Origin of the sequence: Pseudomonas sp. 5P_5.1_Bac1 (genome assembly GCF_025466015.1) — a bacterium.
GTDB lineage: Bacteria > Pseudomonadota > Gammaproteobacteria > Pseudomonadales > Pseudomonadaceae > Aquipseudomonas.
Window position 1 is genome coordinate 14,618 of sequence record NZ_JANLNX010000019.1, and the last position, 19,771, is coordinate 34,388.

The following is a 19,771-nucleotide window of genomic DNA, read 5'->3' on the forward strand; positions in this document are numbered from 1 at the left end:
CCTCAACATTGCCGTTCGTCCGCCGATAACCTGAGTAATTCGATGCCAGCAGCTCGGCGTATGACTATAAGAATTTTCGCCCTCGAAGCCCCCCGCAGCTTACCTACCAGCGTGCGTTCCACCGCTTACCGCCTGCTTCCCATCGGTTTTGCCGTGATTGGCATCGGACTGTCCGTGGCCCTCGGCCGGGTGGACATGCAGCGCCAGGAAAGCGAAATGATCGCGACCGCGAGCATGCGCCTGTCTGGTATCCGCGCCGGACTGGAGGCGCAGATGCGCTCGGCGTTTGGCGAGACTGAAGGCATAGCACAGTTGCTCAGTGCCGACGGCGATATTTCTGCCGCGCATTTCCATGACATGGCGCGCCAGGCCATGGAATCGGTGCGCTATATCCGCCACGTCTCGCTGGCGCCCAACGACGTCATCGCCGATGTCTACCCGCTGCACAACAACGCAAGCATCCTCGGCCTGAATTACCGCACGCTGCCGGCGCAATACCCGCTGGTGCAGCGCGCGCGCGACAGCGCCGAGCCGGTGCTGGCGGGCCCGGTGCAGCTCTATCAGGGCGGACGAGCGCTGATCTACCGGCGTCCGGTTTTCCTCAAGGGGCACAAGGGCGTGCGCCTGTACTGGGGCAATGTCTCGGTGGTGGCGGATATCGACAGCCTGCTGCGCGCGGCCGGGGTCGGCGAGGACGCCAACTTCCACCTGGCGTTGCGTGGCGGTGACGGCGAAGGCGCGGCCGGGGCGATGATCTGGGGCGAGCCGGCGATGTTCAAGCAGCCGTCGGTGACGCTCAACGTCGATGTGCCCGGTGGCATCTGGCAACTGGCGGCGACGCCGCGGGAAGGCGGGTCGTCGATGAGCCTGTTCAGCTCGCCGCTGTTTCTGTTCGCCTTGGCCACCACCGGGCTGTTCAGCCTGTTCGTCGCCCAGTTGAACCGCAGCAACCGCCTGATCAACCTGCGCAATGGCGAGCTCAAGCATTCCCAGGCGCAACTCGAGCACCTGGCGCATTTCGACGCGGTCACCGGCCTGCCCAATCGCGTGCTGTTCCAGCGTCGCCTGCAACAGGCGCTGGCCGCGCCGAAGGTGCAACTGGCGGTGCTGGTGCTGGACATCGACGGCTTCAAGCTGGTGAACGACAGCCTCGGGCATGCCCTCGGCGACCTGTTGCTGGCGCAGGCGGCGCAGCGTCTGAAAGACGGGGTTGGCGCCGAAGACACGGTCTGCCGCCTCGGCGGCGACGAGTTCGCCTTCATCCTCAACCGCATCAGCACGCCCCAGCAGGCCTGCCAGGTGGTGGATGGCCTGCTGCGTGCCTTGCAGCAGCCGTTCGACCTCAAGGGCAATGCCGCGCTGGTCACCGGCAGCATCGGCATCGCCCTGGGCCCGGAGCACGGGCACAGCGCCGAAAGCCTGCTGCGCCACGCCGACACCGCGATGTACGCGGCCAAGGAAAGCGGGCGCAATGCCTGGCGCCTGTACCACGGCGACATGACCGCGCGCCTGCAGGAACGCCTGGCCCTGGAGCGGGCATTGCGCCGTGCGCTGGAACAGCATGAATTCGAGGTCTGGTATCAGCCGCGTATTGACCTGTTCAGTGGCCGGGTCGAAGGCGCCGAGGCGCTGTTGCGCTGGCGCGATCCGCAGAAAGGGCTGATCTCGCCGCTGGATTTCATTCCTCTGGCCGAACGTACCGGCCTGATCATTCCCTTGGGCGAGCACGTGCTGGAGCTGGTCTGCGCGCAGGTCCGCAAGTGGCGCGACCGCGAGCTGCTGCCCGGGCCGATCGCGATCAACGTCGCGGCCTTGCAGATCGAGCGCAGCGACTATGTGCGCAGCCTGACCGAGTCCCTGGAACGCCACGGCCTGAGCCCGAACCTGCTGGAAGTGGAGATTACCGAGAGCCTGCTGATGGAAAGCCAACAGCATGCCTGCGATGTCCTGGCACGCTTGCAGGCGCTTGGCGTGGCCACGGCGGTGGACGACTTCGGCACCGGCTACTCGTCGCTGGCGTACCTGAAATCGTTGCCGATCAACCACCTGAAAATCGACCGCGCGTTCATCAAGGACTTGCCCCACGGCGACAACGATGTGGCGATCACCCGCGCGATCATCGACCTCGGCCATGCCCTGGGCTATCGCATTACCGCCGAAGGCATCGAGACCCACGCCCAGTACCAGTTCCTGCGCAATGCCGGCTGCGATCACGGCCAGGGCTACCTGCTGGGTCGGCCGATGCCGGCCGACCTGTTCGAGCACTGGCTCGCGGGAGAGCGTTTTACCGCCGTGGAGTATTGAGTGCCCGGCCAGCGCGGCTGGCCGGGGGGTGGGTTACCAGCGGGTCTGGGTGCCGTCGGCGATGCGGCGGGTCAGGTCATCGAGCAGCGCCCGCTGATCGGCTTCGTATTGAAGGCGCAAGCGATTGGCTTCGATCAGGTAATCACCTTCGTTCATCTCGGCTTCGGCGGCTTCCAGCAGCGCATCGGCCTGTTCCTGCAACTGTTCGAAGTCGGTGGCATAGCGCAGCCGCAGGTGGTTGACCCAGAAAGAATAGGCATATTCGCCATCCGGCAGCTCGCTCCACAGGGCGCTGCGCCCGGTCACAGTGCTCGGGCCGAGTTCGCGCAGTTGCTCATGCAGTTGCGTGGTCCACTGCGCGTCGAGCGACTGCAGCCGTCCGCCGCCGAGCCGGGTATAGACGGTTTCGGTCGGTGTCGGCGCGAGGCGCATCTGCATGTCGACAGCCACCCGTTGCAGCGTGCGGGCGCGGAAGATCTCGAACTCAAGCTCGGTGATGACCGGAAATTTCAGGCGCAGTGCATCGTTGACCGCCTGGTAGCGAATGGCGGCCACCGCCACGCTCAGGATGTGCTCGGTCTGCTGCCGGGCACTGAGCTCCTCCCCGGGAAACGCGACCGCTTCACAGAGGTCGGCGGCCAGCTCGAACGCCAGCAGGGCGCGCGCATCGATCATGGTCGCCGATGCCAGTGCCAGGGGCGTCTCCAGCCAGCGCAACATGACCCAGAAGCGACGCCGGGTGGTGGCCGGGGCCACCTGGAACAGCGTGCTCGCGGCCAATTCCCGCAAGTCGCGGCGGTACTGCAAGGGCAGTTGGCGGCTGACCCGCTCCCAGCACGCCAGGGTCGGTTCATCGGCCTCCAGCAGCAGTTCCGCGTAATCCACATCCGGAACCATCAGGTCGATGCCGGTTGCGCTGAAGTGCTCCTGGATCCGCTCCTGCGCGGCCGGGGTGAGCGGATTTTGCTCAATGTTCAGGGCCAGTTGCGCCGCGCGGGTCATGCCCAAGGGCTCGGGCAGATCAGTGATCTGGTTGGCCGCCAGCTCGACGTGTTCCAGGTGTTCCGCTCGGTCAAGGCCCGCCGGGAACTCGTGCAGGTCGGCGTCGAACAGCCCCAGGTCGCGCAACGCCGGCAGCCGGCTGATATCCGGCGGGATGCCGAGCGGATTACCGGCCATGTTGAGCACCTGCAGCCCGGTGCATTGTTCCAGGGTGGCTTGCGAGGCCGCACTCCAGGTGATCTGGTTGTCGGTCATTTCCAGGGTGGCCAATTGCGGTCCGAGTCCTTCGGGCATGTGTTGCAGGCGCATGGACGCGGCCCATAGGCAGCGCAGCGCGGGTAGCTGGTTGATCAGCAGGAGGGGCATGCCTTGAAGCTCGTTGCTGTCCACGCTCAGCTCAGTGATATGCGTGAAGGCATCGGCCAGGTGAGGAAAGTCACTGAAGTCGCTGTCGACGAGGTTCAACGCCGAAAGGTCGAGGACCGACGGGATGTCCGACTGGCGATGCCAGTTGGACAACAGGCTGTCGTGGATCCGGTTGCGTGCGGGCCGGTCTTCCGCCCATTGGCCCAGCGTGGTGCGCAGGTATTCGAGCTGTCGCTCCAGGGCGCGCAGTTCCAGGTGCGGCGGCCGGTCAGCGGCCCGCCATTGATCCAGTTGAATCTCCGCGGATGCAACGCTGGCCCGCGGGTACAACCGACGGTAGCGGGCGATCAGCGGATTGCCGTTGGTGCTCGACGACGGGTAGACCTCCGGCCGGTCGGAACCGCCGAGAAGACGGCCGTCATCAGCCCAGCCGTATTCGTGGCCGGACCAGAGCCAGCGCTGGGTGCTTTCACGGTCCAGCAGGGCGTGTTCGGCCATCCGGGCCTTGAGCGCCTCGGTATCGCCGTTGAACTCGGGCATGACCTGGGCCAGCGCCTCGAACACGTCTTCAGTGACGGCCCCGGGTTGATCACGGACTACGGCACGGTAGCCATCGGCGGCTTTGAGGATCAGGCGCAGGTCGCTGGCGTGGCGTTCGCCGGCGCGCTCCAGCAACGGACCAGTGACGCCACCGCCGCGCAACTCGAGCCGGGTGTTGGCAGGCCAGGCGCTTTCCCGCGGTAGACTCCAGAGCGCCAGGCGGTCGCTGGCGGTGCAGCGCCGCCGCGGCAGGTAAAGCCCGTCGAGCGCGGCGTCGAGACGGTCTTCGGCCGGCACGTCGCCGCGCAAGCGCTGCAAGGTGTCGATCAACTTGACGGGGGTGGGGCGTCCGCGCAGGTAGATATCCAGGAGTTCATCGCGGTTGACGCCACTGATCCGGCTGGCGATTTCCAGCTCTTGATCGCTGTAGGCGCCAACTTGATGGCCGATGCGCCGCAGCAACGTGTGTCGCGGCCAGTCCAGCGGCGACTCGTGGGCACCGATCCAGGCGCCCTGGCCGTTGTGTTCGAAGACCGGCTGGAAGGCTCGCGGCGTGTCGGGGTGGACGAGTTGCCAGCGCTGGCCGTCGGCATGCGCGGTCATCGGGTAATGCGCGCCGTCCAGCGGCAGCAGCGGACGACCGTCCACAACCCGCTGGCCCAGCGAGTTGTGCACGGTATCGGCTGGCGGCGCAGGCACTTCATAGGGCGCCAGGTCGGCGTTCCACAGACGGGGACTGCCGTCGGGGCGCATGACCTCGATCCATTTGCCGGTAAAGCGGCTGACATAGTGAAACAGCACGCCGCCGCCCACCGCCGTAACCCCGTCGATGGCCACGGCCTTGATACTGTTCAGCGCGGCATCGATGTCGCCCTGTCGCCAGGACTCCACGCCTTCATAAACGGTGTCCAAAACTTGCGCGACGAACACCAGCGTCATCAATTGCCCGGCGGCGGGTATGAAGAAGGCGGCGACGCCAAGCAGGTCCAGCCCGAGCGCCTCCCAGTGGCGCAGGCGTTGCTGGCGCGCGGCCTCGTCGGCATCGGCGCTGGGCACCGCCAGTTGCCGGGCTTCGTTGAGCAGGCGACGGTGATGGCGGTCTTGCAGGTAGCCGAACAGTTCGCCGTCAATCGCGGTTTCGTTCCAGTGCAGGTCCGCGTCGGGAGCTGCCTGCCACGAGGTATCGCGATCGCCGGGCAGGCTTTGTCCGGTGAGCGTGCGTTGCAGCACGCTGGCGAAATGGTAGGCCTTGTCATGCTGGATAAAACGCATGAAACGCTGGCGGAACGCGGGTTCGCAGAGGCGTCGCGCGAGGTCGTGCTGGCAGGCGCCGGGAGTGGGGTAGCGCGTCAACGCGCCATCCTTGACCCCGGGCAGGTACAAGATCACGGCGGTCGAGTCGGGGGCCGGGTAGATCAGCACGGCGTCGAGAATGTCGATGCCGAACAGGCTCAGGCGGTGACAACGCGGCGAGTGCGGGCTGGTGTTGGGCGTGCTATCGACGATCAGGCTCTGCACCCGCTCGCAATCATCGCGAAGGTTGTAGCAGATGCGGGCGAGCAACAGGTCCAGGTGCAGTTGTTGTTTGCGCACCTCGATTGCCAGGGCGCGGACCTGCGTCCGGCCGAGCACGCCGTCCAGGTGTTGCTGGTAGCGTTGGCCGAGGTCCAGGGCATGGCATTCGCCGGCGAATTGCTGCGCGGTGAAGGGCAGGCCGGTGTAGTGATAGCGCGGGTAACCCAGGTGCGAACCGACAACGAACTCGCCGTCGATGGCCACGCTTTCCGGTTGCCACTCCAGGTCCCGCGGGAAGTTTTGCAGCGCCGCCTGCAATAGCGGCTCCGCCTCGTGGTTCAGCTCGGCCTGCATCAACATCCAGTTCCAGTCGCGGCTGAAACGCACCAGTCTCAGCCGGCGCATATCGCCTTGCAGGCCAAAGGCTGTGTGCAGGCGTTCTTCGAGCAAAGGGGTGGCGAAGTCGGCGAGGGGCTTGAGGTCGTGCATGGCTTTGGCCAGGGCCACGGTCGAGCGGTGTAACCGGCGTTGCGCCTGTTCGAACGCTTCGCGCAGCGTCGGCAGGGCGTTGCGCAGCCAGGGCTGTTCGCTGGCATCGGCGAGGTACTCCAGGCTATCGATCTGCTCGGCGTTGAGGTGGCGGATCCAGCTCGGCAGGCGCTCCTTGATGAGCTGCCGGTGGACGTCGGCGGCGGGCGCAGCGGGGTGAGGTAGTTGTGGCATAACGGGCGCTCCATGTAAGGGAGCGCAAGCACACCGCGAAGCGCGAATGGAGCGGTGGCAAATAGTTATCTATGGTTTGAGCAACAGACCGTCACCCGAGGAAATCGACCATGGCCCTGATCAGCCGCGAAGTCTGGTGGTTCGAACCGCCCAAGCCCGGGCAGACCGAAGCCGACCTGCGCTGGGGTTTCCTGGAAATCCATAGCGATGGGCCGCCGCGTTTCGTCGACGAGCGCCCCACCGACCGGCAGATGGCCGAGCGCAAGAGTTGCCGGCATTTTCCCAAGACCGGCGAGGGTGATTAGCCCTCCGCCAACACCCGATAGCCAACACGCGGCGCCGCTCGCAGTTGCTGTTCCAGCAACCCCGCCAGCGATTCCCCGGCGCCCAGGTAGGCGTCGCCAAAATCATTGCTGCCCAAGGCGCTGGGATGCGCCACCACTTCCAGCAAGCCGTGGCGCGGCGCGAGGCCGTCGCGCAGGTCGACCGGCGTGCAGACGAAATCTGCGGTCGACCCGGCCAAATGGCGCAAGCGGCGGTTGAGCAAGGTCTTGAACACGCGCTTGGCCGGGCCGATGTTGCGCCCCAGGTTGCGCGCCAGCCTGACCGGCACGCCTTCGCGGGCGGCGAAGCGGGCGACGATCTCGCCGATCGGCCAGATGTTGTGGACGTGCTGGTGCGAATCCAGGTGGCTGGGCAACAGGCCCAGGTTCAGGCAGTGCTGCCATTGCGCGAGCAGTTCCTGTTCCACCGCCTGCCGGGCGCGGCGCCCGAGCCAGAGGCTGTTGCGCGACAGCCTGAAAGCGAATTCGCCGGCGGCGTTGCAGAACAGTGGCTGTTCACGGATGGCGTCACTCAGCGGCCGGCCATGGCTGAGATTGAAATGCAGGCCGATGTGCCCGCGCAGCGCCGGCAGCCGGGCCAGTGCACAGGCGCCGCGAAACGCCGGCATGTTGGCCATGGCCGTCGCCGAACTGATCAGCCCGGCATTGAAGGCCCGCAGAATCACCGCATTGACGTGTTCGCTGAGGCCGAAATCATCGGCGTTGACTATGACCTGGAAGGACATTCCGTGGCTCCTGTAGCGGGACGGCGTGGGGATGGCAGGTGTTCGCTGGGGTGTTTTTGCGGCGGCGGGCTCGCTTTGCTTGAGCGTAGCCACGGCCGGCAGTGGCGCCACAGGCGCAGCGCCAGGCCCAGGCCGATGCCCGACACGCGCCAGCTATAGAAACTGTGGCGCAGGTGCTCGACCTGGCCGCTCATGCGTTCGTGCAGTTGGTGGCTGGAGTTCTCCAGGCTGACCCGCGAGGCGTCGATCCACTGCCAGCCGTCGTCCAGGCCCCAGTCGATCCACGCCTGCAACAACACCCGGCCGCTGCCCAGTTCCGCGTAGTGCGGCAGAAAGGCCAGGTTGTAGTCGTACAGCCGGCCCCGTTCCAGCAGGCCGAGGCGGTAGCTGATGCACTGGCCGTCCAGCTCCAGCACCACCAGGCGCAGGCGACCTTCGCCGGCCAGGGCGGTGAGGGCCTGGGTCATCCAGGCGCGGGAGGCCGGTGTGCTGAAGATGCCGACGCCGTCGTCGCCTTTCCAACTGGCGTCTTCCACGGCGGCGATGCGGCCGAGCCAGTCGCCCGCATTGTCGGCATCCAGCACTACCCGCCGGACCTGCGCGCCACAGGCGGCGATCCGCTTGCGCGCGCGGCGCAGCTTGTAGCGCGGATCGCCGCTGACTTCCTGGCGGTCGGCGGCGCTGAGCTGGTGCACCGGCACCGCGCAGGAGCGGCGCCGTTCATGGGTCGAACTGCGCCAGCCCCAGTGCAGCAACCAGGGTTCGCCCTGGGTGACTTCGCTCAGTTGCAGCAGGGCGTGGGGCAGGTGCCGGCGGATCTCGCGCAGCACCTGGGGCGCGTCGCGCTCGGGCAGGTCGATAAGCAGGCCGATGCGGTCGCTCAGCGGATAGCCCAGGTGGCGCACCACGCTGAACGTCAGCGGACCGATCCGCCAGGGCATGCGCACCAGCGGCAGGCACAGGCACAAGTGGTCGCGGTCGAAGCCGAGCAGCACCTGCAAGGTGTGCCCCGGTTCCAGCGCCGCCGCGGCCGCCCGCAACCAGCCGAGGCTGTTGAATGGCGTGGCCTGCGGCAGGCGCTGGCGCAGGTGTTCGTAGGCCTGCGCCGGGAAGGCGGGCGCGTCCAGCGAGTCGAGCCAGCGCAGGCGCAGGCCCATCTCAGGCCACCCCTACGGACGGCGCCACTGCCGGCGGCTTGCGCAACGCGGCCAGGCGCGAACCCGCGTAGCGGCTCTGGCGAAAGAACTTCCAGCGCCCGAACAGGCAATAGACGTGGGTGACCCGGCCCTGCTCGGCGTAGCCCATGCGCAGGTGCAGTTTCAGCGCCGGGATATTATGGCTTTCGCAAACGTCCACGACTTTGTCGCAGCCCTGTTTGAGCATGGCTTTCCACAGGTTCAGTTGCAGATCCACCGACAGCGTGGTGCCCCAGTAGGCGCGGGTCAGTTCGCCGCCGAACTCGAAGAACTCACCGGCGTTCACCGGGAACCAGCAGCCGTAGTAGTGATGGTCGTGGTAGTCCCGCGGGCACCCCCAGATGAAGGCCACCACATGACCTTCGGGGTCGCGATGGATGATCCCGGTGTGACCTTCGGCGAGCAGCTCGCGCATGGTTTCCAGGCGGTCGCCGAAGTAGCGCGCGAAAGCATGGATATTTTGCAGGGTGATCCTTTCGGCCTGGGTCGGGCTGCTGGGCTTGAGGTTGTGGGGCGGCACCGGGCTGACCAGGTCGCGCTCCATCCAGAGCAGTTCCCAGTGGTAGAACATATAGCGGTGCAAGGCGGTTTTCAGGGTCGAGCGCAGTCCTTTGTGCCTGAGGTGCGTTTGAAGCTGGTTCAGTACACGCATGATTGCCTCCAGGGGCGGGCAAGGCGGGTGGATCAGCGCGCGGATCACGACGCGCTCCAGCTCAGGGCAAACAGTGTTTGTCCTGGCAGATCGAACCCGAGCCGGCCATCGCGACAGACCAGATTGGCCGTGCGTGGCTGGTGATCGGGCCCGAAAAGGGTCAACCGGGGATTGGCCGGGCAGTGCGCGGCAGCGGTGGCGAAACGCACCTGCTGGGCGCGCTCGCTCTTGTTCACGCCGAGCACGCTGCGGGCGGGGCCGCGGGCCATGGCCAGGGCATCGACCTCGAAGGCGTCGTTGTCCAGGCGCAGCACCTCGTCCAGCCAGTGCTGCTGGATGAACTGCTGGGCCAGGCCGACCGGCTTGAGCACGAAACGCTGCGGGTCGAGCACTTGCAGCATGCCCTTCGGGTAGTCGGGTTCGTCGGCGGCCTGGAACCAGTTGAGCATGTCCAGCAGGCCGTCGGCGCTGGCGTTGATCGCTACCGAGGCCCACCACAGCGCGGCGTAATGGCCGTTCTGCTCATACAGGCTCAGGCTCGAACCGGGCGACAGGTTGGTCTGGTCCAGCAGCAACGCCTTGCGCGGCCGGCCACGCTCATCGAGGCCCACCAGCGCGGCGGCCTGGCGCACGTTGTCGCGGTAGACCCGGGTCGCCAGCAGATCGCGGACCATCCATTCGTGCCAGGCCAGCGCATCGATGCGCGGGCCGAATTCCTCCAGCAGACGCCGCGCCCAATCCAGCCCGCGACGCTCGGCGCTGTGCTCGGCCAATGGGCCGTTGACCAGCCGCGAGCTGGCCGGCATGGCGATGCGCACCCCGGCTTCGCGGGCGCCGGCGTAGTCTTCGACCTGTTGCAGGCGTTGCTGGAAGAACGCGCGGAAATCCTCGAAGCGCGGGTAATTCAGGTTCGGCTCGTCGGCGAACGCCAGGTAGTGCCGGCCCGCGCCACCCAGCGCGACACTGGCCGCCAGCCAGGCTTGCAGGCCCTGGCGGCTGGTGGCGTCGTCGCTCAGGTCGGCGCGGCGGCCGGTGGCGGCGAGCAGGGTGATGTCGTCTTGAATGGCGAAGCGCTCGCGGTACAGGCGGCGGAAGGCGGTCTCGTAGTCCGGCTGCCGGGCCAGCACGTCGACGAAACTGTAGAAACCCGCCGCCCGTGGTTTCAGGGCATCGAGTATCGGGTGGCTGGCCACGGGCGGCAGCAGATAGGGCAGGTTCAGCCCGAGTTTTGCCGTCGGGCCCAGGCGCTGCTGGCCGAGGCGCAGGTTCACCGTGCCGGGTTGTTCATCGAGCGGGCCAAGGTCGGCGACGCGGCCGGCGAACAGGTTGGCCGTGCCGTCCAGCCAGAACGCCGCCTTGCCGCGGCCTTGCAGTTCCAGGCGCCAGACCTGCGGGCGCGGGCTGACGGGCAGGGTGACTTCCTCGTATTGCCAGTAGGCCGGCTGCGCCACCAGGTTCAGGCTCAGCGCCTGGTCGTCGTCCAGGCGCACGGCGCGCAAGCCGCTGACGCCGCCGTGGTACTTGCCGGCGAGAATCGCCTGCTCGCCGGCGGCCACGCGGAAGTACAACTGCGTCCCGGCCTCCACTTGCAGGCTCACATGCACCCGCGCCGGAGCGAACTGGGCGCGGGTGCTGTCGCTGAACGCGGGCCGGTAGCGGCGGAAACTGTAGCCGGGAATCTCCAGCCGGTAGCTGCCGTGGCCGACCGCCAACGGCCATTGCTGTTCACCGCGCGCTTCGCTGGCGGCGATATCGCGGCGGGCGGCGAGGCGGCCCTGGCCGTCCAGCAGGAACACCTGCTCCGGGTTGGCCTCGGCCTGCCAGGCGCCGACCCAGTCGAGGCGCAACTGATCGGCGCGGCCCGGGGTCAGGTACAGGCTGCCGTCGCGGATATCCGGCCAGCGCAGTTCGGCAGCGCCGGCCGCGCCGCTGAACAGCATCAGGCCGATAAGCAGGCGCACGGCGTTCATCCGGCCACCCGACCGGGCAACATGCGCCACAGCGGCAGCAGGTCGCCGGGCAGGATAAACAGCGTGCGCCACCAGGCCACGCCGCTGAGCCGGCAGTACAGCACCAGCATCGCCAGCGTCACCGCGAGGTAGGCGATCGACGACGCCAGTGCCGCGCCGACGATGCCCCAGCGCGGGATCAGCAACACGTTGAGCAGCAGGTTCAGCGCGGCGCCGGCGCCCATCATCAGCGACACGCTGCCGGGGCGGTTTTTGCCCAGCAGGTCGAGGCGCAGGATGCTCGCGTAGCACAGGCCGAACAGCCCCGGCAGCAAGCCGAGCAGCGCCGGGTAGGCCGGTTGGTACTCGGCGCCGAACAGGGTGACGATCAGCCATTCGCCCACCAGCGCCATGCTCAGGCAGGCGCCGAGCATCACCGTGGCGGTCAGGCGCAGGGCCAGCGGGGTCAGTTTGTCGATGCCGGCGTCCTGTTGCAGCAGGCGCTTCATCAGCGGCGTGGTCACCGCTTCCGGGACGATCAGCAGCAGTTCGGCGGCGGCGCTGGCCATGGCGTAGTGACCGAGGGCGGCGCTGCCGAGCAGGGCGCTGATAAACAGATAATCCGAGCGCAGGATCACCTGCTGGAACAGCAGGTCCGGGTGGCTCTTGGCGCTGTAGGCGAGCAGTTCACGCTGGCCGGCGCGGTCCCAGCACAGCCGCAACGGATGACTGCGCCGCAGCCAGACCAGCCCCAGCACCACCACCAGGCCCAGCCCCAGCAGCCAACTGGCCAGCGCCGCCGACAGCGCGGCTTCAGGCCACAGCGCATAGAAGACGAGGAACAGCAGCAGCGGCGCCAATGATTCGCTCAGGCGCAGGGCGTTGAAGGCGCCGACGCCACCGGTGGCGTTGTGCAGCGTCAGCAGGCCGCTCTTCAGCACGCTCAGCGGCACCGCCAGCAACAGCAGCCAGGCCAGCAGGCCGAGTTGCTGGCTGACGGCCAGTTCGATGCCGAAGCCGCGCAGCGCGGCGAGGCAGATCAGGGTCAGCAAGGCGGCCAGCAGGCAACCGTAAACCAGCACCTGGGTCAGCAGCAGACCGACATTGCGCTGCTGCGCCGCCTGATAACCGATGGCGCTGTTGAGGCCGCCACTGGTGGCCGCGGCGATCAGGTCCGGCAGGCTGCTGAGCAGGGCGAACAGGCCGCGTTCGCTGGGCCCGAGCAGCCGCGCCAGCAGCACGTTGCGCAGCAGGCGCAAGGCGATCATCGCCAGCCGCGTGCCCATGCTCAGCAGCAAGTGGCGCACATAGGCGGGACGGCTCATCAGTGACCTCCACGGCTGATGCGCCAGGCCAGCAGCGACGGCCGGCTGGCGTTGCGCTGGCTGACGCCGATGCGCGGCAGGGCCAGCGGATCGTCGCTGTCCTGGCACAGCCCGGCGCGGGTGCTCAGTGCCCACGGATAACGGTGCGCCGCCAGACGCTGGCGCACGCGCAAGTCGTGGTCGCCGTTGGGGTAGCAGTACACCGGCAGCGGGTTGCGGCAGCCGTTGAGCAGGGCGCGGTGACTGCGCAGCAGCTCTTCTTCCAGGCGGCGGTCGTCGAGGCCGGGCAACAGCGCGTGACTGGCGCCATGGGGGCCGAAGCTGATCAGGCCGGAGTCTTCCAGTTGCCGCACCTGTTGCCAGTCGAGGGCCTGGGGCAGCGATTCCGGCGGGCAAGCGTCGGTGAGCAGGTGCAGGGCCTGCGGCGCCAGGGTTTTCAGGCTTTGCAGGTAGCGCGCCAGGGCCAGGCTGCGGGCGCGAGGCGCTTCGTTCATGAAGTAGGCGGCGGGCAATGGCCGGCCGACCCGCCGCAGTTGCTCGATCAGCAGGTGCCGCGGCGCCTCGCCGTGGCTGCCCCAGAGCGTCTCGCCGAGGCTTTCCCACCAGAAGCGCTGGCGGCTGCCGATGTAGTCGGTGGAAAGAAAGATGCTCGCCGGCACCTGGTATTTCGCCAGCAGCGGAAAGGCGTGCAGGGCGTTGTCGCGCCAGCCGTCGTCGAAGGTCAAGGCCACCCGTGGCCGATTGCCGCCGTGGCCTTGCAACAGGTCCAGCAGCGGCAGGCAGTCGAAGTGCTGGCGCAGCCAGCGTAGCAGCCGCTCGAACGCCTGCGGACCGACGCACAGTTCGTTGCGGTGCGGCAGTTCGGCAGCGCGATCATCGGCCAGCACCCGGTGCAGCATCAGGATCAGCCCGGCACCGTGCAACTGCCGGCGTCCCACCGGAGAGTTCAGGTAGATCCAGCCGCTGGCGCGCTTGATGGTGGTCTTGATCGGCATGGCCGGTCCTCAGCGATTCTGGTCAGGGTTCCATTGCTGATAACTGTGCCCGCGCAGGAACTGCCACAGGCCGACACTCATCCCGGCCAGCGTCACCAACACGTACGCGGCCAGGCGAAACGGTTTCGGCAAGCGGTGCCCGGCATCGAGCAGGCCGACCAGCGCCACGGCGTAGCCGAGCAGTTGCATGCTGCAGGTCCAGCGGTAGAACGCGCCGTCGTCCAGCAGCCAGAGGTTGCTCAGCAGCAACGGCAACAAAAGCACCGGGGCCAGCCGGCGCAGCAGCTTGTGGCTGATCAGGGCGATGGCGTACAGGCCGTGGCGTAGCGGGTTGAGCAGTGACCGCCGCGCGGCCAGGCTTTGCAGGCCGCCGACGGTGACCCGCTGGCGCCGGCGAAACTGTTTGCCGGCCTCGTCCACGCCGTAATCCAGCACCACCGCCTCGGGCACATAGACCAGTCGCTGGCCCGCCGCCGGGGCGCAGGTGCTGATAAAAAAGTCGTCGTTGACCTGCGGCGGAATCGGCTGGAACAGCTCCCGCCGAAGGGCGAGCAAGGCGCCGTCGGCGGAAACCATGCAGCCGGTGCGGTTCTCGACCCGGCGCACCCAGGCCTCGAAGTGCCGGTAGAGGCTGTCGCCCAGGCTCAGGCCCTTGCCCGGCCGGGGGATGATCATCTGCCCGGCGCTCCCGCCGACCCCCGGAGTTGCCAGCGGCAGCAGCAAGTGGCGCAGGGTGTCGTCGGCCCACTGGTTGTCGGCGTCGGTGAACACCAGCACCTCGCCCTGGCACAGGCTGACTGCGCGGTTGAGCGCCGCGGCCTTGCCCAGGCGCGGCAGGTCCAGCACCTGGACGCGCGGATCGCTGACCGCCCGGGCGCAGGCCACGGTGCGGTCGTTGGAGCCGTCGCTGGCGAGGACGATCTGCAAGGCCGCGGCCGCGTAGTCCTGGTTCAGCACGCTGCGCAGTTTCTGTTCGATATGCCGTTGCTCGTTGTGCGCGGCAATCACCACGCTGATCGACAGCGGCACGTGCGGGCCCGGTTCACGGCGCGTGCAGAACGGCGCGGCGAGGCTCAACAGCAGCGGATAGCCGAGCCAGGCATAGAGTGGCAACAGCAGGCACAGCCAGAAGATGAGCTCAGCCACGGGCTGGCCTCCTTGCGGTGAAGTTGAACAGGCTCAGGACGAACGCCATGCCGGCCAGGTGCAGCCGGATAAAGTGCAGCCCCCAGAGTTGCAGGATCAGCGTCGGCTCGCGGTGCTTCAGGCTCTGCCGCAGGCTCAGGGCCAGGGCCGGCAGGCTGGCGGCGAGCACCAGCAGCAGGGTCAGGTGCGGGAAACCGTCGAGCAGCGCCGACAGGGCCATGGCATCAAGCACCCAGGCGCCCATGGACAGCGCCGGAAAGCGCAGCAGGCGCAGACTCGCGCCGTTGCTGCGGAGCAATTGCAGGTGACTGCTCTGGCGCCACATTTCCTTGCCCAGCCATTCTTTCCAGGTGCATTCGTAACCCCAGTGCAGGACCACCGGTTCGCGCAGCACCAGCAGGCGTGCGCCGGCCTCGCTCAGGCGCAGGGTGAAATCCTTGTCCTCGCCGCTGCGCAGGCTTTCGTTGAAGCCGCCAACGGTGTCGAACCAGTGCCGAGGCATCAGCAGGTTGGGGCTGGGCAGCCATTGCTGGCGGTGCATCAACTCACCGGCGCGCAACGTGCGCCGCTGCCAGGCGCTGGCGAACCACGGTGCCTGGTGCGGGGTGTCGCAATCCAGGGCGAAGACATCGCCCAGGCCCTGGGCGTGGGCGTCGAGCAGGCGCCGGAGCCAGTTGTCCGGGACTTCGATATCGGCGTCGAGAAACGCCAGCCAGTCACCCGCGCAAGCGGCCGCGCCACGGTTGCGCAGGGCGCCGATGCTCAGGCCCGGCAGGCTCAGCACCCGCGCACCGAGGGCGCGGGCGATCTGCGGGCTGTCGTCGCTGGAGCCGTTGTCGACCACGATCAGCTCGCAGTCGATCCCGGCTTCGCTCGCCGCGCGCTGGGCCGCGGCGAGGGTCCGGCCGATGTGCCGGGCCTCGTTGAACATCGGGATGACGATGGCGACCCGGTTCATGGCCGCGGCTCCAGCCGGCCAGCGGCTTCGGCCTGGCTGCGCAACACCCAGGACAACCCCAGCATGATCCACAGGTATTTGTGGTTCGGCGCGCTGAGGAACATCAGGAACAGGCCCAGCGACAGCAGGCTCATGCACAGGTGGGTGAGCAGGTCGGCGCGGGCCACGTCATGTTGTTGCAGCCAGGCGGCGCGGGCGCTCCACAGGTTGCGCAGGGCCAGGGCGATCATGCCGACAAACAACACGCCGCCGGGAATGCCGACTTCGCTGAACAGCTCCAGGTAAGTGTTGTGCGCCCGCCGGTAGAGGTCGGTGACCTTGCGGTTGGCGGAAAACGCCTTGGCGTAGCCGGTGGTGGCGTAGTGCAGGGGAAAGGTGCCGGGGCCGGAACCGAGCAGCGGGTTTTCGCGGATCATCTTGCCGCCGACCACGATGTACGAGGCGCGGCGGCCGAGCGAGTCGTCCTCGTGGGCGTTGACCCCGGACTTGAGCACGCTCAGCGACTGGATGCGCTCGATGTAGCTGGCCGGCATCACCGCCGCCGCGACCGGCAGCAGCAGGGCCAGGGCCAGCATCAGCACGCCGAGGTGGCGCGGGCGCAGGCGGGTGAGTTGCACCCGGTAGTGGTAGAGGCCGATACCGAGGCTGATCAGCAGCACCACCAGCCCGGAGCGCGATTCGGTCTTGGTCATGCCGGCCAGCAGCAGGCCGGTGCAGGCCAGCCACAGCAACCGTTGGCGCAGGCTCGGGCTGTTGAGCAGCAGCCAGATCGCCAGCGGCACGGCGAAGGCGATCAGCAGGGCGAACACGTTGGGGTCGTCGAGCAGGCCGGAGGCGCGGCCCTGGTCCTGGTATTTGCTGGAGAACATCGCCATCACGCAGGTGGCGGCGACGCTGAGGCAGACCAGCCGGGCCAGCCAGGCGAGGTTCAGTTCGCGGCCGAGCAGCAGGGTCATGACGAACAGCAGCAGGCCGATCGACAGTTCGCGCAGGTGCTGGGCCGACATCAGCAGGCTTTCGCTGGCCCAGAAGCTCAACCCGTAACAGGCCAGGAAGGCGACCAGCAGCGGCCAGAGGTTGCTGCGCAGGCGCTCGCCTTTCAGTTGGCCGCTGGCCAGTTGCAGGCTCAGCACCAGGATCAGGCCGGCGCCGATCAGCTTGGCGGCGGACAGGTCGCTGTCCTTGAACAGGCCTTCGAAAGGCACCAGGGCGATGATCGCCAGCAGGCCCCAGGCCGGACGCCGGTACAGCAGGAGCAGGCCGCCCAGCGCGGCGACCGCGCCGGGCGCCAGGTACGGCCAGGGACTGACCAGCAGGATCAGGGCCAGCAGGCCGAACAGGCCGACCAGCGAAAGGGGCAGGATCATGCGCGGACCTCCGTTGCGGCGCCCAGGTAAACCTGGGCCCAGCGTTGCGCCAGGGTAGGCAGGTGGTAGCGTTCGCGTTGGGTGTGGCGGGCCTGGGCGGTGAGTTCACTGGCCTGGGCCGGGTCGTCGATCAGGGCGCTCAGTTGCGCGGCCAGTTCGTCCACCGCCAGCGGTGTGGCCAGCAGACCGCTGCGGCCGTGTTCGATGACATCGGGAATGCCGCCGACGCCGAAGGCCACCACCGGCACGCCGTCCTGCATGGCTTCCAGCAGGATCATCGGCGTGCCTTCGGTGCGCGAGCTGATGACCAGCGCATCGAGGCGGCTCATCCACGGCCGCATGTTGTGCTGGAAGCCCGGCAGGCGAATCCGCTCCAGCAGCCCGGCGGCGCTGATGCGGGCTTGCAGGGCGGCACGTTCCGGGCCGTCGCCGAGCATCACCGCGTTCACGTGCGGGTAGCGCCGGCACAGCGGAATCAGCGTGTCGAGAAACAGGTCCGGGCCTTTTTCACTGCTCAGACGCCCGACATAGCCGGCCAGCCACTCGCCCGCGCGGGCAACCCGCGGCGTCTGGCCGGATGCCTCCGGCAGGCCGTTGGGGATCACCCGGATCTTCTGCGTCGCGACCCCGGCACGGCGCAGGATGCGCGCGATGCTCTCGGCCACGCAGACCACCTGGCTGACCACGGCGGTGCGGCACAGTTGCAGGGTCAGCCAGGTGTAGAAACGCTGTTTGAGGTTGCGCGGGGTAAAGCCGTGCTGGGTCGCCACCAGCGGCAGGCGCCACAGGCACGCCGCCAGCCAGCCGAGCAGCAGGCCCTTGAAATTGTGCGCGTTGAGCAGCGGCCGTTGGCCGCGCTGTTCGCCCAGGTACAGCAGCGGTTGCACCAGCCCCGCGCGGCACTGACAGTCCACCCCGGCGGCGCGAAAACGCGCCAGCAGTTCGGGCGGTGCATCGAGAAACAGCACCCGATGCTGACCGGGGGTGGCCAGGCAATGATCCAGCAGCATGCGCTCGGCGCCGTAGAATCCACCGCTGTTGAGCAGGTGGATGATCGGCTGGCGCGGGGCCGGGGCGTTCAATTGCGCACCCAGTGCCACAGCCGTGGCAGCGTCCATTGTTTGTACGGATTGGTTTGTTCCGGGGTCTGGTCGTTGATCACCAGCAGCACGGGCAGGCCCAGTTCGTGGCCGATTTGCGCTGGATGCTTGAAGCGGTGGTCGAAGAACTCGCGGACATAGACCAGGGCAATCGCCAGCAGCAGGCCGGTGAGCAGGCCGAACGGGATGATCAGCATCGGCCGCGGGAAGGCTGCTTCGGTGGGCTGGTACGGCGCGCTGAGAATCCGCGCGTTGGACAGGTTGTCCAGTTGGCCCTGGCCGCGGCTTTCTTCGTAGCGCTGGGTGTAGGTGAAGAAGGCCTTGTGCAGGGCGTCGATCTCGGTGTCGAGCTGACGGGCCTTGCTCATGGTCTCCTGCAACTGGTGGATGCGCCCTTTGAACTCGCCGATACGCTGGGTTTTCTGGGCGATCACTTCCTGCACCACGGTCAGGTCTTTTTCCCGTTCGCGGATGCGGTTGTCCACCACCTTGAGAAATTGCTGGCGGCTGCGGGAGATTTGCTCGCGCTGCAACTGCATCGGTTCGCTGTTGGGCTGGAACACCGCCAGGTCGTTGCCGTAGCGCGACACTTGGGTGGTCAGTTGCTCGCCCAGTTGTTTGATCTCGCGATCTTCGAAGGCCACGTTGTCGACGGTGGTGGTGAAGGTGAACGGGAAGCTGTAGTCGTTCATCTTCGCGCTGTTGGCGGCGCTCAGCGCCGACTTCAGGTAATCCAGCCAGCGCTGGCTTTGCAGCAGGCGGTCACGGTACTGGTTGAGCGCCTGTTCCTCGGTGTTGATCGCGTTCAGGCGGAAGGTGATTTCTTCCTTCGGATCGGACGAACCGGCGGTTTCCAGCAGGCTGAGGCGTTTGCTTTCGAGGTCATCGAGGCGGGCCTGGTATTGCAGTTTCTTCTGTTCATAGAAGGACTGCGGCAGCTCGTTGGATTGCAGGTCCTGGCGGTTTTTCAGGTAGTTGTCCAGCAACTGGCTGACGAACGCCGTGCCCTGGGCCGCGTCGCCGAAGCTGTAGGTCACCGAGATCACGTTGGAGCCGGGCAGGGTCTCGACCTTGAGGTTCTTGGTGGCCTGTTCGGTGAGGGCATCGAGTTCGGTGTCGCGGGCCGATTCGACCTTGTTGCCCAGCGCCGAGCGCAGCGGATCGAGCACATAGGCGCGCAGCGGATGGAACAGCAGTTTGTCCACCACGCCGGGCTCGACCTGATAGCGGCCTTCCTCACGCAACTGGCTGATGGTCTGGCGAATCAGCGTCGGCGAGCGAAGGATATTGCTCTCGGTTTCCATGTCCGCCAGCGACGGCGGGATGAACTTGTCGGTTTCCTGGGCGAGGGCGGTATTGGTGTCGCTCTGCGACAGCTTTTTCGATTGCACGATGACTTCGGCGCCAATGTCGTAGCTCTGACGCAACATCAGCGGCAGCAGCAGGGCAATCACCGCGAAGGCGAGGAAGATCCGTTTCACCCACTGCCGGTTGGCGTAGAAGATCCGGAAGAATTCGTGCAGGTAGTTCTCTTTGGGATTCATGAGCTGATTCATCACGCGAT

General features: G+C 67.2%; 14 protein-coding genes. 2 read left to right on the forward strand and 12 right to left on the reverse strand.

The window, feature by feature from the left end; translation table 11 throughout:
- Positions 1–60: 60 nt before the first annotated feature.
- Positions 61–2,304 carry a putative bifunctional diguanylate cyclase/phosphodiesterase gene (locus NTD82_RS03600; RefSeq protein ID WP_262127768.1) on the forward strand — a complete coding sequence of 748 codons (2,244 nt, stop codon included), beginning with the start codon at positions 61–63 and terminating at the stop codon, positions 2,302–2,304.
- 33 nt (positions 2,305–2,337) lie between these two features.
- Here NTD82_RS03600 and NTD82_RS03605 read toward each other — a convergent pair whose 3' ends face one another.
- Entirely contained in the window at positions 2,338–6,450 is a 4,113-nt protein-coding gene (locus NTD82_RS03605) for a dermonecrotic toxin domain-containing protein (protein WP_262127769.1), read from the reverse strand.
- Between the two features lie 110 nt (positions 6,451–6,560).
- Here NTD82_RS03605 and NTD82_RS03610 point away from each other — a divergent pair, with 110 nt between their 5' ends.
- Positions 6,561–6,755 carry a hypothetical protein gene (locus tag NTD82_RS03610; RefSeq protein WP_095153517.1) on the forward strand — a complete coding sequence of 65 codons (195 nt, stop codon included), beginning with the start codon at positions 6,561–6,563 and terminating at the stop codon, positions 6,753–6,755.
- On the opposite strand, the gene NTD82_RS03615 is transcribed toward NTD82_RS03610, so the two are convergent.
- The 11 genes from NTD82_RS03615 to NTD82_RS03665 are packed head-to-tail and all read right to left on the reverse strand — an operon-like array spanning position 6,752 to position 19,751.
- Entirely contained in the window at positions 6,752–7,519 is a 768-nt protein-coding gene (locus NTD82_RS03615; protein ID WP_262127770.1) for a ChbG/HpnK family deacetylase, read from the reverse strand. The genes NTD82_RS03610 and NTD82_RS03615 overlap by 4 nt on opposite strands.
- Positions 7,501–8,676: a GNAT family N-acetyltransferase gene (locus NTD82_RS03620; protein WP_262127771.1), complete on the reverse strand. Its 1,176-nt coding sequence runs from the start codon at positions 8,674–8,676 to the stop codon at positions 7,501–7,503. The genes NTD82_RS03615 and NTD82_RS03620 overlap by 19 nt, the downstream gene beginning before the upstream one ends.
- A gap of 1 nt (position 8,677) precedes the next feature.
- On the reverse strand, positions 8,678–9,367 hold the full coding sequence (locus NTD82_RS03625; RefSeq protein WP_262127772.1) for an N-acetyltransferase: 690 nt from the start codon (positions 9,365–9,367) through the stop codon (positions 8,678–8,680).
- Positions 9,368–9,411: 44 nt separating this feature from the next.
- On the reverse strand, positions 9,412–11,337 hold the full coding sequence (locus tag NTD82_RS03630; RefSeq protein WP_262127773.1) for a hypothetical protein: 1,926 nt from the start codon (positions 11,335–11,337) through the stop codon (positions 9,412–9,414).
- Positions 11,334–12,641 carry a lipopolysaccharide biosynthesis protein gene (locus tag NTD82_RS03635; RefSeq protein ID WP_262127774.1) on the reverse strand — a complete coding sequence of 436 codons (1,308 nt, stop codon included), beginning with the start codon at positions 12,639–12,641 and terminating at the stop codon, positions 11,334–11,336. Before NTD82_RS03635 ends, NTD82_RS03630 begins: the two co-directional genes overlap by 4 nt.
- Positions 12,641–13,636 carry a polysaccharide deacetylase family protein gene (locus tag NTD82_RS03640; RefSeq protein WP_262127775.1) on the reverse strand — a complete coding sequence of 332 codons (996 nt, stop codon included), beginning with the start codon at positions 13,634–13,636 and terminating at the stop codon, positions 12,641–12,643. The genes NTD82_RS03635 and NTD82_RS03640 overlap by 1 nt, the downstream gene beginning before the upstream one ends.
- A 9-nt stretch (positions 13,637–13,645) precedes the next feature.
- On the reverse strand, positions 13,646–14,782 hold the full coding sequence (locus tag NTD82_RS03645; RefSeq protein ID WP_262127776.1) for a glycosyltransferase family 2 protein: 1,137 nt from the start codon (positions 14,780–14,782) through the stop codon (positions 13,646–13,648).
- Complete coding sequence (locus NTD82_RS03650) at positions 14,775–15,740, reverse strand: glycosyltransferase family 2 protein (RefSeq protein ID WP_095153511.1); 966 nt, start codon at positions 15,738–15,740, stop codon at positions 14,775–14,777. The genes NTD82_RS03645 and NTD82_RS03650 overlap by 8 nt, the downstream gene beginning before the upstream one ends.
- A complete protein-coding gene (locus NTD82_RS03655; RefSeq protein ID WP_262127777.1) occupies positions 15,737–17,107 on the reverse strand; it encodes an O-antigen ligase family protein in 1,371 nt (456 codons plus the stop codon). Before NTD82_RS03655 ends, NTD82_RS03650 begins: the two co-directional genes overlap by 4 nt.
- Positions 17,104–18,225 (reverse strand): glycosyltransferase family 4 protein, encoded by a 1,122-nt coding sequence (locus NTD82_RS03660; RefSeq protein ID WP_262127778.1) that lies wholly within the window; start codon positions 18,223–18,225, stop codon positions 17,104–17,106. Before NTD82_RS03660 ends, NTD82_RS03655 begins: the two co-directional genes overlap by 4 nt.
- Positions 18,186–19,751: a GumC family protein gene (locus NTD82_RS03665; RefSeq protein ID WP_262127779.1), complete on the reverse strand. Its 1,566-nt coding sequence runs from the start codon at positions 19,749–19,751 to the stop codon at positions 18,186–18,188. Before NTD82_RS03665 ends, NTD82_RS03660 begins: the two co-directional genes overlap by 40 nt.
- Positions 19,752–19,771: the final 20 nt, after the last annotated feature.

Bases quoted from the DNA above. Each gene is read 5' to 3' on its own strand.
- NTD82_RS03655 (WP_262127777.1), bottom strand. From the start codon at position 17,107: ATGATCCTGCCCCTTTCGCTGGTCGGCCTGTTCGGCCTGCTGGCCCTG.
- NTD82_RS03625 (WP_262127772.1), bottom strand. From the start codon at position 9,367: ATGCGTGTACTGAACCAGCTTCAAACGCACCTCAGGCACAAAGGACTG.
- NTD82_RS03605 (WP_262127769.1), bottom strand. From the start codon at position 6,450: ATGCCACAACTACCTCACCCCGCTGCGCCCGCCGCCGACGTCCACCGG.
- NTD82_RS03660 (WP_262127778.1), bottom strand. From the start codon at position 18,225: ATGGACGCTGCCACGGCTGTGGCACTGGGTGCGCAATTGAACGCCCCG.
- NTD82_RS03650 (WP_095153511.1), bottom strand. From the start codon at position 15,740: ATGAACCGGGTCGCCATCGTCATCCCGATGTTCAACGAGGCCCGGCAC.
- NTD82_RS03640 (WP_262127775.1), bottom strand. From the start codon at position 13,636: ATGCCGATCAAGACCACCATCAAGCGCGCCAGCGGCTGGATCTACCTG.
- NTD82_RS03620 (WP_262127771.1), bottom strand. From the start codon at position 8,676: ATGGGCCTGCGCCTGCGCTGGCTCGACTCGCTGGACGCGCCCGCCTTC.
- NTD82_RS03610 (WP_095153517.1), top strand. From the start codon at position 6,561: ATGGCCCTGATCAGCCGCGAAGTCTGGTGGTTCGAACCGCCCAAGCCC.
- NTD82_RS03635 (WP_262127774.1), bottom strand. From the start codon at position 12,641: ATGAGCCGTCCCGCCTATGTGCGCCACTTGCTGCTGAGCATGGGCACG.
- NTD82_RS03665 (WP_262127779.1), bottom strand. From the start codon at position 19,751: ATGAATCCCAAAGAGAACTACCTGCACGAATTCTTCCGGATCTTCTAC.
- NTD82_RS03630 (WP_262127773.1), bottom strand. From the start codon at position 11,337: ATGAACGCCGTGCGCCTGCTTATCGGCCTGATGCTGTTCAGCGGCGCG.
- NTD82_RS03615 (WP_262127770.1), bottom strand. From the start codon at position 7,519: ATGTCCTTCCAGGTCATAGTCAACGCCGATGATTTCGGCCTCAGCGAA.
- NTD82_RS03600 (WP_262127768.1), top strand. From the start codon at position 61: ATGACTATAAGAATTTTCGCCCTCGAAGCCCCCCGCAGCTTACCTACC.